Genomic DNA, 13,893 nt, shown 5'->3' on the forward strand with positions numbered 1-13,893 from the left:
TGGTGATGAGTGCACATTTCTCTCTGAGTCTTGCCCGATCCTCCAAAGGGCTGGAGAAAAAGAGAGCAGCAGGGGATGATATATGCGGTATTCATTCAGCGAGCGGCAAACCATCATGGATCGAAAAATCGTCTGCGCCCGGCTGGCGCAACAGGTCTCCGGCCTGGTTAAGCAGGATAAAATGACCCCGGTGCCGGGTATCACCCTGTTTTATTCCGAAAGCGGCACGGTACGTCAGCCGGTCATGTATAAGCCGGCGATTGTGATTGTGCTCCAGGGCAAGAAAACCGGTTACCTCGGCAAAAGCGTATTCCATTATGATGCCAGCAAATATCTGATGCTGACGGTACCTCTGCCGTTTGAATGTGAAACCTTTGCCACGCCTGAACTGCCGCTGACCGGGCTGTCGCTGCGGGTGGATGCGCTTCAGTTGCAGGATCTGCTGATCGATATCGGCGAAGATGACGGCTTCTACCCGCAGCCACTCACTCACGGCATACACTCCGCGCTGCTGACGGAGAAGATGCTGTGTGCCACCGGACGATTGCTGGATGCGATGGCGCATCCGCGCGATGCGCGCGTGCTCGGGCCGCATATCGTGCGAGAAATTCTCTACCATGCGCTGCAAGGCCCCTGTGGTGGAGCGCTGCTGGCTTTGGTAAGCCGTCAGACGCAGTTCAGCCAGATTGCCCGCGCATTGCGGCGCATTGAGCACCATTTCACCGATAGCCTGAGCGTCGAACAGCTGGCAGCAGAAGCCAATATGAGCGTCTCGGCCTTTCATCATAACTTTAAGGCCGTCACCAGCACTTCCCCTTTGCAGTACATCAAAAGCTACCGCCTGCATCAGGCGCGGATGATGATGATGCAGGAAGGGATGAAAGCCAGCGTGGCGGCGCTGAAGGTGGGCTATGAAAGCCCGTCGCAGTTTTCACGGGAATTCAAACGTTATTTTGGTGTTACGCCGGGGGAAGAAATGACGCGTTTGCGCCATGCAGGATAATGCTTGTGGCGAAATATAGCAGAGGCTATTGAAATAAATTACACGCAATGTGTTGATAAATATTAAGAAAATCTTAATAAAATAAGTGATTGAGAAGATCCTTAAAAAGCCATATATTGGCCGCGTTTTTTCATAGTAGTAGTTTCCTTTAATTCAATTATTCAACTGTGGCGTGACCGATACCCTCAGTTGTAGGAGTGATATGATGACGGATAAAGTCCGTATTGATAATTTAGGTGCGACTTCATTTGATGGTAACAATCAAACCTATTTGGCGCGACAAGCTGAATTTGAATCGAATGTCAGGAGTTATCCGCGCAAACTGCCGTTAGCCATTGCTAAGGCCGAAGGCGTGTGGATTTCCGATGTTGAAAATAATCAATATCTTGACTGTCTGGCCGGTGCAGGTACGCTGGCGCTTGGGCATAACCATCCTGATATCTTGCAAAGCATCCAAAATGTCATTACCAGCGGCTTGCCGTTACATACACTGGATCTGACCACGCCGTTAAAAGACCGCTTCTCAGAATATCTGCTTTCCCTGCTGCCGGGCGAAGGCAAAGAGTACTGCCTGCAGTTTACCGGGCCTTCCGGTGCTGATGCGGTGGAAGCGGCGCTGAAGCTGGCGAAGAAATATACCGGTCGTACCGGGGTGATCAGCTTCTCCGGCGGCTATCACGGTATGACGCACGGTGCGCTGGCGGTAACCGGCAACCTGTCGCCGAAAGATGCGGTTAACGGCATGATCCCGGAAGTGCAGTTTATGCCTTATCCGCACCAGTACCGTTGCCCGCTGGGCATCGGCGGCGAAGCGGGCGTACAGGCATTAACCTACTACTTTGAAAACCTGATCAACGACGTCGAGAGCGGCGTGCGTAAGCCGGCGGCCGTGATTCTGGAAGCGGTGCAGGGCGAAGGCGGGGTGAATCCGGCACCGGCAGAGTGGCTGCAACGCATTCGTAAAGTGACGCAGGAGCACGGTATTCTGCTGATTATTGACGAAGTTCAGGCTGGCTTCGCGCGCACCGGTAAACTGTTCGCTTTCGAACATGCCGGCATCGAACCGGACATCATTGTGATGTCGAAAGCGGTCGGTGGGGGTTTGCCGCTGGCGGTACTGGGCATTAAGAAGCAGTTTGACGCCTGGGAACCGGGCCATCATACCGGGACTTTCCGTGGCAACCAGCTGGCGATGGCCACTGGCCTGACCACCCTGCAACATCTGAAAGATAATCATGTTGCTGATAAGGTTGCTGCGCAGGGCGAATGGCTGAAAGCGCAGCTGGCTGAGTTGCAAAAACGCTACCCGGTCATCGGTCATGTGCGTGGTCTTGGCCTGATGCTCGGTATTGAGATCGTTAAACCCAATGAAGCGCAGGATCACATGGGCTGTTATCCGGCTGATGGCCAGTTATCCGCTCTGCTGCAGAAAAAATGCTTCGAAAACGGACTGATCCTTGAGCGCGGCGGGCGTCATGGTTGCGTGCTGCGTCTGTTGCCTTCCCTGCTGATCTCCAATGATGAGCTGGGCATATTCCTGGATAAATTTGAACAGGCGCTGTTAGCCGCTGGCGTTAAGCCGGTTTGTGTGGAGTAAACAGATGTCCAGGTTGAATCCTATTCTCGCCGCCAGCGCGCAAAGCAGCGAGGCATACCAGCAGGCCATGGCTCAGAGCAGCGCCGCCGTGGTGCAGTGGCTGCAACAGCCCGAGATGTATCAGGGCAAAAGCGTTGCCGAACTGCGGGAACGCATTGCGCTGGATTTTAATCCGCAGGGCCTGGGCAACCAGGCCGCCATTGAGCGTGCGGTTGAATTTTTCTTAAAAGACAGTCTGTCGGTGCATCATCCGCAGTGCGTGGCGCATCTTCATTGCCCAAGCCTGGTGGTGAGCCAGGCTGCCGAGGTATTGATCAACGCCACCAATCAGAGCATGGATTCCTGGGATCAAAGCCCGTCAGCCACCATCATTGAGATGAAACTGATCGAATGGCTGCGTACCCGCGTTGGCTACCAGCCTGGCGATGCCGGGGTATTCACCAGCGGCGGCACCCAGAGTAACCTGATGGGCCTGATGCTGGCGCGTGACGCCTTCTTTGCCCGTCAGGGGCATTCCATCCAGCAGGATGGGCTGGTGGGCGATCTGCGTAAGATTAAAGTGCTGTGCTCTGAAAACGCGCACTTCTCGGTGCAGAAGAATATGGCGCTGATGGGGCTTGGCTATCAGTCGGTGACGTTGGTGAAAACCGACCGCTTCGCGCGCATGGACATCAACGATCTGGCAGAAAAAGTGGCGCTGGCTCAGGCCAACGGCGAGCAGATCCTCGCGATCGTCGCTACTGCCGGCACCACGGATGCCGGGGCTATCGATCCGCTGCCAGCCATTGCACAACTGGCGGCAGAACACCAGATTTGGGTGCATGTTGATGCTGCATGGGGCGGTGCGCTGCTGATGTCTGAGCAGTACCGTCACTATCTGGACGGTATTGAACGGGTGGATTCCGTTACGCTGGACTTCCATAAGCAATTCTTCCAGACCATCAGCTGCGGCGCTTTCCTGTTAAAAGAAGCCCGCCATTATGAACTGATGCGTTATCAGGCCGCTTATCTGAACTCCGAGTTCGACGAAGCCCAGGGCGTACCGAATCTGGTGTCCAAATCGTTGCAGACCACCCGCCGTTTCGACGCGCTGAAACTGTGGATGAGCCTGGAAGCGCTGGGCGAGAAACAGTACGCAGAGATCATCGACCACGGTGTGACGCTGGCACAGCAGGTTGCGCAGTATGTTGATGAGCAGGCGTTGCTGGAGCTGGTGATGCAGCCGCAGCTGGCCAGCGTGCTGTTCCGCTATCGCCCGCAGCAGCTGGCTAATGGCAGTGATGCTGCCGTTGCGCTGCTCAATCAACAGATTGGCGATGCGCTGCTGGAGTCCGGGCGTGCCAACGTTGGCGTAACCGAATTCGCCGGCGTTACCTGTCTGAAGATGACGTTGCTGAACCCGACGGTCAGCCTGCAGGATATTAAACTGCTACTGGCGCTGGTTGAGCGCACGGCACAGCAGTTGCCCACTGCCTGACGGCAGGGCGGCCGTGGGATGACCCGGCCGCTTTTACGTCAAGCCGCAGGAGGTTATACCGCTTTATCGAACGGCGCGGCTGTAACGCACGATTATGGCCGGCAAATCGTCGGCTACCGCCCGAAGGGNGGCGAACGCGATACGCCACAGGNCAGTATTGCGGGCAAGTGGCTGGCGGAGGCGGGATTTGCGGTGGGAACCGGCGTCAGCCTGACGGTGCTGGACGGCTGTCTGCTGCNGATCCCCGACAGCCGCGAGGAGAGGCGGCTGCGGGCGATGGAACAGCAGCTGAAGGCNCAGCAGCAGGAGCTGGAACAGACTAAGCAGCGNATGATCGCCATGCTGGCGTGACGGGCGGCTGAAGGTAAAAGGCCGGAAGGATCTTTGGGATCGCTTCCGGCTTAAATTTTACTTTTAAATATCCGAGATATCTGCGCTATCAATATATGTAGTGCAATTCTGGAAAGTTAGAACATCGAATAAAAAATAAATATCATGCGATGCACCTGATTGTTGAATGCTAAATCCAGTGTCGCATTTTTTTAAATATGCCGATGCATATTCAACATCATTCCAATTTTTTATATTAACAACTTCACCCTTGCCACCCAAAAGATGTATAACTATCACATTATAATCTACGCCCCACTTACCCCACTTGGGCACTTCTTTAGCAGGTCTCTGTTTTGTATGGATACTTACTCCAAATCTACCGCCTAACTCAAAAGAAAGCTTCCCTATTAGGACATTATCGTCCATTCCGTTAGGGAATAGACTTTTCAAAAAATTATTATAACCAATCACATCAATAAGATTCATACTAATAACTCCACGGAAAATTGTAGTGCCCGTGTGTTTCGGGAAAGTTTCCTGCATCTGGCCTATCAATACTTCTGGTATTAAAATGCGGCTCTGCACCGTGCCCGGGAGCAGCTTTTTGATGGCCTAAACTATGCTCTTGAATCAAAACAGTTTTATTGTCTTTATTAACAAAATGGTATTCTCTAAATAGCTGCGTCTAATAGCGCTCCACTTTTGCCAGTCCGTGTTTACCGCCCGGGAACGGGCTGACCGTTTTCATAAAGTGGCGTACTTTTTTCAACAGTTGCCACATTGACCGGCACTGATGATTGCGTGTAATGGTATCGTGCAGCGCCTGCCACAGGCGCTCAACATGATTGACCCACGGCGAGTAAACCGGCTGGTAAATCACCCTGAACTTTGGATTCTGTTTCAGCCAGCTCAGCGTTTCACGGCTTTTGTGGATGATATAGTTATCGACAATCAGCGTGATCGTTTTTGCCCGGCGGTAACTCGCTTTCAGGTGCTTAAGCAGGCTGATAAACAGCACCGAACTTTTGCTGTTACCGCCAACGTAACTGACTTTGCCCGTTCCGCTGTGCAGCGCACCCGCCAGGTAATATTTTTCATTTTGACCCGGTGTTACCACGCGTCTTTGCTGCCCGCGCAGTTGCCAGTCAGCACCGATTTTTGGATTGAGGTGGATATCCACTTCATCTTCATAAAATACCGGATGCTCTGCGCTGCATTTGTCCAACGCCTGGCGGATCACCGCCATCTTTTCATCTTTGTGCGGGTCACGGATCCGCAGGGTTGGCGCAGCTCTGCGCCACACCAGCCCGGCAGCGGGCAACCAGCGACGGACGGTTCCTGCATGCAACCGGCAGCCGGTTATGTCTTTAATTTTTATAGCCAACAATTCCGTACTCCAGCGTGAACGCTGATAACCAAAATCGCCGGGAGAGTGCTTTATCAGTTCACGTAACAGAGTGCAGATATGCTCAAATGGCCATCGGCGGGAGCGCCCTGCGGGCAACGATTTCAGACCTTCAACACCGGACAACGTAAACCAGTTAATCCAGCGCCCGACGGATGAACGGGCGCAACAGAGCGTTCTGGCGACGTGGCTGACACGGTTTCCCCGGTGCAACATCAGTATGGCCGTCAGCCTGCGGGCATGATTTTTATCGCGCGTTTTATGGATAGCTTTTCGCATCAGGCGTCGTTCTTCACGGGAAATGGGTGCTATGATCGGCATTGCTCAGTCCGGTTGGTGATTTGTTTTGATTTGGCGATTGATCAGATCGCACAATCCGGGCTGAGTTCCCTCAAAGTGATCTACTATTCCGCGCAGCTATTTAGGCTGGATTGGCGTTAATTTGGGAACCGCGATAAATACGGGGCTGGAAAAGGCGAGTTCTCAGTCTCAACAAGCTGGTGCAGAGGCTGGCAAGAATGCGCAGAAAATGGTAACGAGCAAAGTAGGAGGAACAATGAAAGGGAGCATCAAGTAATATAGATTCTAAGATGAACTGCAAGGTATAAATTGTATTAGTTCAGGTATAACCCTGATACCTCTGTGGTTCAGGGTTATACCTAATCTGACAGACAGCTTTGTGCAAGGAGTGGACATTACAAACATTCTGAGTGGTAATCAATGGGGAGCGTAGGGATGAGGGTGAGTAATAATACTTGAAACATCTTATCTTTAGGTATGTTGGAACTCCATGATTGGTTGGTTTCATGGAGTTGGTCGTTCAATCCAATAAGATCATATTTTTACAGCAATTGCGATTTATGAATTATTATTTTTTATTGAAAGTAAAAAACTCCCATCGACTTCCATTAAATATGGCTGTGGAAAAATTTTCTTCATCATAGTTGTAATGCCTCATCTTAGATATAGGGCTTTTTTCTTCGGCATGATAATAATAATTAACCAAACCTAATCTTGCGGTGGAATCCCAAAAGGATCCCGTGATGCTGCTTGCCCATGAGAACGTATAGAAAATAAGACAGACGAACATAGGTGATGATAAAATTCTAAAAAATAGAACTCTAGAGTTTAATAAGACCAATTCGGATGAAGTGAGCTTTTCAATTCTCTTTCCTGTCCTCATTCTTACTGACAAGTTCGCCAGCTTTTTAAATTTATTTCTTAGAAAGTTTTCCTTAATGGGAGTAAGCAAAGACATTAAGGCTATTCCAATAAATTCAGGAATGACAATCACCAATGAAAAAATACCCATAAGGATTAGATAAGCAAGCGGCGTGAAGAAAATGCTAACTATATTAGTAAAGTCACTGAAGAATTTAGGGTCGAGATCTGTAGTAATATAAATCCAACGCCGAGCCAAATAATGGGTAATGACAAATGACAATGCTGCTAACAACGTTATTATGGTCTTTCCTAATAGCCCTGACCATATTTTCTTAAAGATATAGATGGAGCGATTATATATATCAATTGCAAAGGAAATACTCATTACCACAAAAGAAAATCCCGTTAGGAAGAAAGAATCGTCACCGAATAAAATCTGGCCGAGTAAAAAAAACATAAATGCCAAAGAGCCAATATATAAAACAAATCTATTGATTGGAGTGAGCTTATAGTACCTCCTTATATCCACTACCAAACGCCAACTTTTCATCTTGAAATGTTTGCAAGCCCTTGGGTATAAAATTGCAGCAGATATTGCTAACGGAACTGACACCCACATAACAGCTAAGGCTATGAATACTGGTTGCATTACGGCCATAAACTTCATGCTTTTAAATGAAATCATGTTTATGAATGTCAGGGCCAAACAAAGCAAAATCAATTTAAAGAATATTCTGCTAAGTAGTTTATTTAGTTTATAAGGCACGGTCGAAATCTCACTTTATCAAACAGTATCATTAAGATAGCCATTAAAATTTTATGAAAAAAGCATAACGAACAACAGGTTGGACTAATACATCCGATTCTACTAATAACACACCTGACATTCGCTTTTGGCAACCATGTGCTAAGTGAACGCTTGAGGTAGGCATGTACAATCCATTTTAAAGCAGAATATTTTTGATTTACAACGCACTATCATCTAAAGGAATATTAAAATCCACTCCAGAGATATTAAGAACCACCTCATTTCCGTTAATGGATATAAAGTCAGCATCATTTGATGGGAGTAAGTCTTGAGAGTCTCTGGCTCCCTTAATTGTTCCATAAGTCGTATTAAAAGCAACCCCTTCTGCGATTGCGTATGAGTATCCGTCATACCCCTGTCCATATAACCCATCGACTCCCTTAGGATAATTAACATAGAGTTGCTTATTATATTTGGGTTTAAATGTGCTGATAACGGCTTTTTCTGCGTCAGCTATTATTCTATGATAATCAATTGTAAAATTAAAATCTTCATCATCAAAATCGTCTCCTGCGCCAAAGACAGTTATGGTAAGCGGTTCTATTTCAAAAAAAAGTAGGTAAGTTTCATCACTGACCCTAGCGCCGGGCGATCGCTGCTCTTCTGCGGCCAAAATATTCATACGCGCAGTATGGCCTTTAGCAATTAATCTACTATAACTATCTTGATTTTTCTTAGCGATTCCTACGTAAAGCAAGTCAAAAGTCATCATTTCAAGAAAGTTATCGAAACCACTGACTAAATTTTCTTTTCTCCCTCGCCTCATGAGCAGTTCGTCCGGTGTAGTAGCAAATACCAGTTCATCTTCAAGAAATATCCGCAAATAGTCTTTATTACATTTAAGTTTAAGGTCGAAGCTCGTGTTAGCTGATGTGGTACGGAAGAAATGCAATTTTTGAATGTGAATTAGCCCATTAGACAAAAGGCCAGAATCTAGTGTTATTTCAATCTTGATTGCACCATTAACAGATAAAGAACCTGTAAATAATTCTGTGTAACTGCCACCGTATTAAAGGTGATCGCTCAGGCGNTCACCGAACTCGATAATAAAACGNCTCATTGCCAGCCGCCAGTTCTGGATCGGCATATTCCATTTTTTTGACGCCGACTGGATCGCCAGATAAATGACCTTTCTCACCGAGTCATCTGTCGGGAACACCTTTCGCTTTTTGATGGCTGCGCGGATCACGCTGTTCAGTGATTCGATGGCGTTCGTGGTGTAGATAGCCTTACGGATATCGGGCGGATAGCCGAAGAACGTATTAAGATTTTCCCAGTGTGTGCGCCAGCTCTTACTGATTTGCGGGTATTTCTCGTCCCAGATGCCTGCAAACTTATCCAGCGCCATCAGCGCCGCCTCTTCTGTCGGAGCCTGATACACCTTTTTCAGCCCGCCGGTGACGGCTTTGTAGTCCTTCCACGACACGTATTTCAGGCTGTTGCGCACCATATGAATAATACACAGCTGGATATTTGTCTGAGGATAAACGCTGTTTATCGCATCCGGGAAGCCCTTCAGTCCGTCCACACAGGCAATCAGGATGTCCTGAAGGCCCCGNTTTTTAAGCTCTGTCAGCACGCTGAGCCAGAACTTCGCGCCTTCGTTTTCTGCCAGCCACATGCCCAACAGCTCTTTCTGGCCTTCGGTATTAATGCCCAGAGCGAGGAAGACGGCCTTGTTAATCACGCTGCCATCGTGACGAACTTTCACCACGATACAGTCAAGATAAACAAATGGGATAAAGTGCATCCAACGGGCGGTTCTGCCATTCAGCAACCTGCTCTTTAACGGCATCCGTGACTTTTGAAATCAGCGTGGGCGACACGTCCGCATCGTACATTTCCCTGAACGTGGCGACGATGTCTCGGGTCGTCATGCCTTTGGCGTACAGGGACAAAATCTGGCTGTCCATCTGCGTGATACGCGTCTGGTTTTTCTTTATCAGCAGAGGTTCAAAGGTGTTTTCACGGTCACGCGGTGTGCTGAGTTCAATCTCGCCGTCATCGCACAGCAGAGTTTTTGACGAATAGCCGTTGCGGGTATTGGAGCCTGCTTTTGGGGCGTTTTTCTCGTGCCCGAGGTGGTCAGTCAGCTCAGCATTGAGTGCTGTTTCAACGGTAAGCTTCGTCAGCATGCGGGAAAACGCATTGAGNTCGGCTTCGGTTTTAAGGCCTTTAGCCAGTTCAGCCGCAAGGGCCTTGAGTTTCTTTTCGTCCATAATGTGCCTGTCTCCGTTGTTGGAATGAACATATCAAAAACAGGCAGATACACAATTTAAATTACAGGCTCNCAGATAAACCAACATTACCAAAGCTAGCTTTCGGTCTTCCGCAGATCATATAAAAATGACTTTGACCCAGGATTCTTATAATTTCCTTATCGTCATTATTAATATTAGCTGCCATTGTATTTGAAACTGGCGGTGCAACAAGAGTAAGGTAGGCGCTACATGCTTTTCTGTCGTGAGTTGTCATAAGTTATCTTCATAAGCTAAGTAAAAGTTGGATTTTGTTACCCTAAACTGTACTTTTTTAGCAGATTTAACAATCGTATAAGCATGTATTGGTGATAGGGTTACAACGTCCGCTTCTCGCTCACACCAGACTGTCCGATTTAATTGCGTGTTGCCCTGGAAAACTGTCAGGTCAAGTCTGGGCTAATACAGATAAATTTATGCAGTTCATCTATTGTTTTGCCATTCCCTATCTTGCTCCACCCACTGTTCTCTTTCCGCCTCCCAACGTTTTCTCCACTCCTCATTTTCTTCGTTACGTTCCCGCTGCTTAGGAGTCAGAATGGACGCCAAGCCAGTGAGAATAACCGCACCACAATCGTGGGTTGCGCTAGGTAGTGTAACGGGGTCCTGAATCTTACGCTCCAGCCTGGATTTGTCCTGGATAATGTTGCGGCGTTTGCTGGCGAATCGGGCAATAGTACTGCTCAGATCATCCGTTTTAAATCCATCTTCACTCATAGTNAAAGCTCCTTAAACCATTGATTGCAAAAACTCGTCATCAATNACCCGTTGGCCGGGTGTAGCTGGCAGATTTTCTACCCCATGTTTGATGTCACCAGGTTACTAAATTTCACTGATGGTGGCAAATTTTTGAGCAATTGCCACTACTGTCTTCGTGATTTTTAACTCTACTTCCAGTCATGAAAATTTAACGCAGTGAAGTATTTCTGAGCTTTATCAATGCTATCACCGGCCAAAACCTATAGTGAAAGGCTTATTGTAAAATAAAAACATGCAGGAAATATCTCATAAGAATGTCAGTTATGACTTAAAGTAATATTTACTTCTGCCGATACTGGTCTTGAATTTCTACCTACAAAAGGAGAGTTGTAAATGCAAGGTCGTTATACTATTGATTATCTTAGTGCCGTTTCTTTTACTAAAGGATTGGGGTGTGGTTGTCTTGATATGGGAGTGAGTAGTGCTTATTATTTAGATACCGATGAAAAAAGAAAAAAGGTTTTGAATAAAATTCAAAAAGCTTATGCCGAAGAGTATGGAGTTCCTTCGGTTGAGGATTTTTTTGCACAGTGTGTGAGAACTAATTTTTACATGCAACCCATCCTATCTAATGTGATAGGGAAAGAGTGCGCCTTAACCTTTGGTTATATTAAAGATGGTGAAACTGATTATTTTAAACAAGATAATTCCTTTTATAAAGAAAAGTTAACCAGTAAGGTGTCAGGTGTGGTTAATATACATGCGTGGTTAACTTTACCCTCGATGGAAATATTGGATCTCACTATATGTACAACGCGTTTGGTAGCATTACTGAAAGATAAAAACCTTACTCCGCATGATTACCAACAGCAATTAATGGCCTCTGATGATTTTGGTGGAGTGGTAGTTGGTGATGGCAATAATCTTACTGGCACAAGTTTAATATATTACCCTCAGGTTGTAGGGTTTGATTATGCTTTTAAATCTGGATTTGTCCAAGTTGCTTGAATTTTTCACTTAGTCGATGTTTTTAGCCAGTGAGTAAGATTGCAGTATGAGGCTTTGATTTCATCATTGCCTCAAAATCTTTATTTAATTATATGAATAAGTCTTTTAAGTAACCCCGCCTGTTTTATCTGTAAATGAGTTTACTTAAATAAGTACTCGAAAAAAACTGCATATCTTAGTTTTTCAAGGTGCTGCGCAGCATTTACAACAAAATGAATGTTTATTGTTGAAAGCGAATGCACACCGGTTTAATATCTGTTTCGTTGTAACGTTGCACTAAGCAACATGCCAATGTTCCGGTGATTTGAGAGGAACGCCTTCGGGTAATCACATGCCAATGCCGTTATAACCTGAGAGACGGCGCTTTCGGGCGGTAACTTCGTTTAACCTTTGAAAACGAAGATCGTACAGCGATTAAGGTCCTTTCCACTGTTTCAGCCAGCTACTGGCCTGCCACTGATTACGGGTTTCGCCCGTCTCCGTTTTACTTTTCACTTTGATTTGACGCTGAAGTCCGGTTGCGAACTTTGCGGCGTGGGTATGNCCATTTGGCACATTTGGGCATCTTCCACGACGGCATTGAGAGCAGAGGAGCGCGGCGTCACTTGTGTACGAGTAAAACGAGTACCAAGTGACGCGCGCAGCGCATAACNGGCAGAGCTTACGCACTGCCGCTTCAACGACAGTTTTACCAACTGACCAACACGTACTGAAGGGTTTAAACCACCACAAAGACGTCTTCCCAAACATATTCGTTTGTTTATCAACCTGTGGTCTGTCCGTCATAACGGCTCAGAACCTCACTATCTAAGGAGAAAATCGGCACGACATCGATGGCGACACCAGCTTGCTGGTGTGTGGAGGCAGTCTGATTCATTTCAGCCCGGCGCAAGCCGCGAACAGGTCAGAGACCTGGGGAGCCTCGCAATAACTCAACATTTCGCCGCCCCGATGCACAGATGTCTGCCGTGACGCAGGAAGCGCAAAATCAACCGTGCCGTCGGGGTGAAATTTCATCGTCTGTTGTTAATTCGCAGCCGGTGACAGCGCTTTTCCGTTCACGCAGACGGAAAAGCGCTGTCACCTGTTTGAGTGGAGGGTAATTGTGGCAAAACTGAATAAAAATTTGATGACGCTGGCAAGGCAGGCCGGCGGAAGTTTTAAAACCGTCTCCGATCGCATGAAAATAGCTGACCGTTTTGCTGAACGGNTGCTGAAGCTTAATATTCAGNTCAGGGACGTGAAAAATATCAAAACCGGCCACGTTGAATTATATATTCGCAGTCGGCTTACTGAGAATATCTCTAAACGAACGCTNCAAAATGAGATGGCCGCCATCCGTGCNTTACTGCGCGTTGCCGGAAAAACCTTTATGGCAGATCCCTCACATGAAAAACTGAGCAATGAAGCGCTTAATATTTCAGGTACAAGCCGTGACGGGACAAAAGTTGCTATTACGGATGATTATTACCGCCAGGTTCTTTCTTCAGCAGAGGAGAAAGATAAAGGCGTTGCCTGTGCNATAAGATTATCCCGTCTTTTAGGGTTGAGAACGGAAGAANCGGTGCAGTCTGTAAAGTCACTGCGAACATGGCAAAAGAACCTCGACAATAACGAGGGAAAAATTCGTGTCGTTTTTGGTACGAAAGGTGGGCGGGCAAGAGATACGACCATCATAAAGAGAGAAGAAACCATTCAGGCAATCAGGCAGGCTATACAATATGCTGAAGAAAATAACGGCCGCTTAATTAATAAGTCTTCATTACATCTCGCCATTGAGCGATACAGAAATATCGCACGCGATGCCGGTCTGGTGGGCGAATTTGCACCGCACAGCCTGCGCTATGCCTATACGCAGGATGTGACCGCATTTCACCTTAATAAAGGGTTCAGTCTTAAAGAAGCGCAGGCGCTGGCATCTATGGATTTAGGTCATGGCGACGGAAGAGGGCATTATATCGCACGCGTTTATAATAAGACCAAAAATTAGTGTTAAAATATTTGTCCCACTCGCCATTATTATCGATTAATTTTTTTCGCCGGGGCTTGATGTAACGTAAAACCTGAAGTACGATAATTTTGCTAACCGTTGTCATCACGACAACTGCCAATGTTCCGGTGATTTGAGAGGAACGCCTTCG

The 13,893-nt window shown here is 47.3% G+C and carries 12 protein-coding genes and 1 pseudogene; 6 read left to right on the forward strand and 7 right to left on the reverse strand.

Annotated features, from left to right (window positions below; translation table 11 throughout):
• Positions 1-115 precede the first annotated feature (115 nt).
• The 4 genes from EPYR_RS02390 to EPYR_RS02405 all read left to right on the forward strand — a co-directional run bounded on the left by EPYR_RS02390 (position 116) and on the right by EPYR_RS02405 (position 4,428).
• A complete protein-coding gene (locus tag EPYR_RS02390; protein WP_012666819.1) occupies positions 116-1,003 on the forward strand; it encodes an AraC family transcriptional regulator in 888 nt (295 codons plus the stop codon).
• Between the two features lie 202 nt (positions 1,004-1,205).
• Entirely contained in the window at positions 1,206-2,600 is a 1,395-nt protein-coding gene (locus tag EPYR_RS02395) for a diaminobutyrate--2-oxoglutarate transaminase (protein WP_014538497.1), read from the forward strand.
• Positions 2,601-2,604: 4 nt separating this feature from the next.
• The gene (locus EPYR_RS02400; RefSeq protein WP_012666821.1) at positions 2,605-4,077 is read left to right on the forward strand and encodes a pyridoxal phosphate-dependent decarboxylase family protein; all 1,473 of its coding nucleotides are present in this window, start codon (positions 2,605-2,607) and stop codon (positions 4,075-4,077) included.
• 18 nt (positions 4,078-4,095) lie between these two features.
• Positions 4,096-4,428 (forward strand): SymE family type I addiction module toxin, encoded by a 333-nt coding sequence (locus EPYR_RS02405; protein ID WP_014538498.1) that lies wholly within the window; start codon positions 4,096-4,098, stop codon positions 4,426-4,428.
• Between the two features lie 63 nt (positions 4,429-4,491).
• On the opposite strand, the gene EPYR_RS02410 is transcribed toward EPYR_RS02405, so the two are convergent.
• From EPYR_RS02410 to EPYR_RS02435, 7 genes and pseudogenes are all read right to left on the reverse strand, one after another.
• On the reverse strand, positions 4,492-4,896 hold the full coding sequence (locus EPYR_RS02410; RefSeq protein WP_041474085.1) for a hypothetical protein: 405 nt from the start codon (positions 4,894-4,896) through the stop codon (positions 4,492-4,494).
• Position 4,897: 1 nt separating this feature from the next.
• On the reverse strand, positions 4,898-5,044 hold the full coding sequence (locus EPYR_RS21485; RefSeq protein WP_081441616.1) for an HNH/endonuclease VII fold putative polymorphic toxin: 147 nt from the start codon (positions 5,042-5,044) through the stop codon (positions 4,898-4,900).
• A 51-nt stretch (positions 5,045-5,095) separates the two neighbouring features.
• Complete coding sequence (locus EPYR_RS02415; protein ID WP_012666458.1) at positions 5,096-6,136, reverse strand: IS630 family transposase; 1,041 nt, start codon at positions 6,134-6,136, stop codon at positions 5,096-5,098.
• 547 nt (positions 6,137-6,683) lie between these two features.
• Positions 6,684-7,637 carry a hypothetical protein gene (locus EPYR_RS02420; protein WP_226060696.1) on the reverse strand — a complete coding sequence of 318 codons (954 nt, stop codon included), beginning with the start codon at positions 7,635-7,637 and terminating at the stop codon, positions 6,684-6,686.
• Positions 7,638-7,944: 307 nt separating this feature from the next.
• Positions 7,945-8,709 (reverse strand): hypothetical protein, encoded by a 765-nt coding sequence (locus tag EPYR_RS02425; RefSeq protein WP_012666825.1) that lies wholly within the window; start codon positions 8,707-8,709, stop codon positions 7,945-7,947.
• 87 nt (positions 8,710-8,796) lie between these two features.
• Positions 8,797-10,006 (reverse strand): annotated as a pseudogene (locus tag EPYR_RS02430) (IS256 family transposase).
• 462 nt (positions 10,007-10,468) lie between these two features.
• Positions 10,469-10,762 carry a hypothetical protein gene (locus EPYR_RS02435; protein WP_012666827.1) on the reverse strand — a complete coding sequence of 98 codons (294 nt, stop codon included), beginning with the start codon at positions 10,760-10,762 and terminating at the stop codon, positions 10,469-10,471.
• A 375-nt stretch (positions 10,763-11,137) separates the two neighbouring features.
• On the opposite strand from EPYR_RS02435, the gene EPYR_RS02440 reads away from it, so the two are divergent.
• Positions 11,138-11,752: a hypothetical protein gene (locus EPYR_RS02440; RefSeq protein WP_012666828.1), complete on the forward strand. Its 615-nt coding sequence runs from the start codon at positions 11,138-11,140 to the stop codon at positions 11,750-11,752.
• A 1,105-nt stretch (positions 11,753-12,857) separates the two neighbouring features.
• Positions 12,858-13,742 (forward strand): integrase domain-containing protein, encoded by an 885-nt coding sequence (locus tag EPYR_RS02445; protein WP_014538502.1) that lies wholly within the window; start codon positions 12,858-12,860, stop codon positions 13,740-13,742.
• Positions 13,743-13,893: the final 151 nt, after the last annotated feature.

Origin of the sequence: Erwinia pyrifoliae DSM 12163, from assembly GCF_000026985.1 — a bacterium.
Taxonomy (GTDB): Bacteria; Pseudomonadota; Gammaproteobacteria; order Enterobacterales; family Enterobacteriaceae; genus Erwinia; species Erwinia pyrifoliae.

Coding starts and splice junctions, on each gene's coding strand:
- EPYR_RS02410 (WP_041474085.1), bottom strand. CDS start 4,896: ATGAATCTTATTGATGTGATTGGTTATAATAATTTTTTGAAAAGTCTA.
- EPYR_RS02415 (WP_012666458.1), bottom strand. CDS start 6,136: ATGCCGATCATAGCACCCATTTCCCGTGAAGAACGACGCCTGATGCGA.
- EPYR_RS02420 (WP_226060696.1), bottom strand. CDS start 7,637: ATGGCCGTAATGCAACCAGTATTCATAGCCTTAGCTGTTATGTGGGTG.
- EPYR_RS02390 (WP_012666819.1), top strand. CDS start 116: ATGGATCGAAAAATCGTCTGCGCCCGGCTGGCGCAACAGGTCTCCGGC.
- EPYR_RS02440 (WP_012666828.1), top strand. CDS start 11,138: ATGCAAGGTCGTTATACTATTGATTATCTTAGTGCCGTTTCTTTTACT.
- EPYR_RS02435 (WP_012666827.1), bottom strand. CDS start 10,762: ATGAGTGAAGATGGATTTAAAACGGATGATCTGAGCAGTACTATTGCC.
- EPYR_RS02400 (WP_012666821.1), top strand. CDS start 2,605: ATGTCCAGGTTGAATCCTATTCTCGCCGCCAGCGCGCAAAGCAGCGAG.
- EPYR_RS02395 (WP_014538497.1), top strand. CDS start 1,206: ATGATGACGGATAAAGTCCGTATTGATAATTTAGGTGCGACTTCATTT.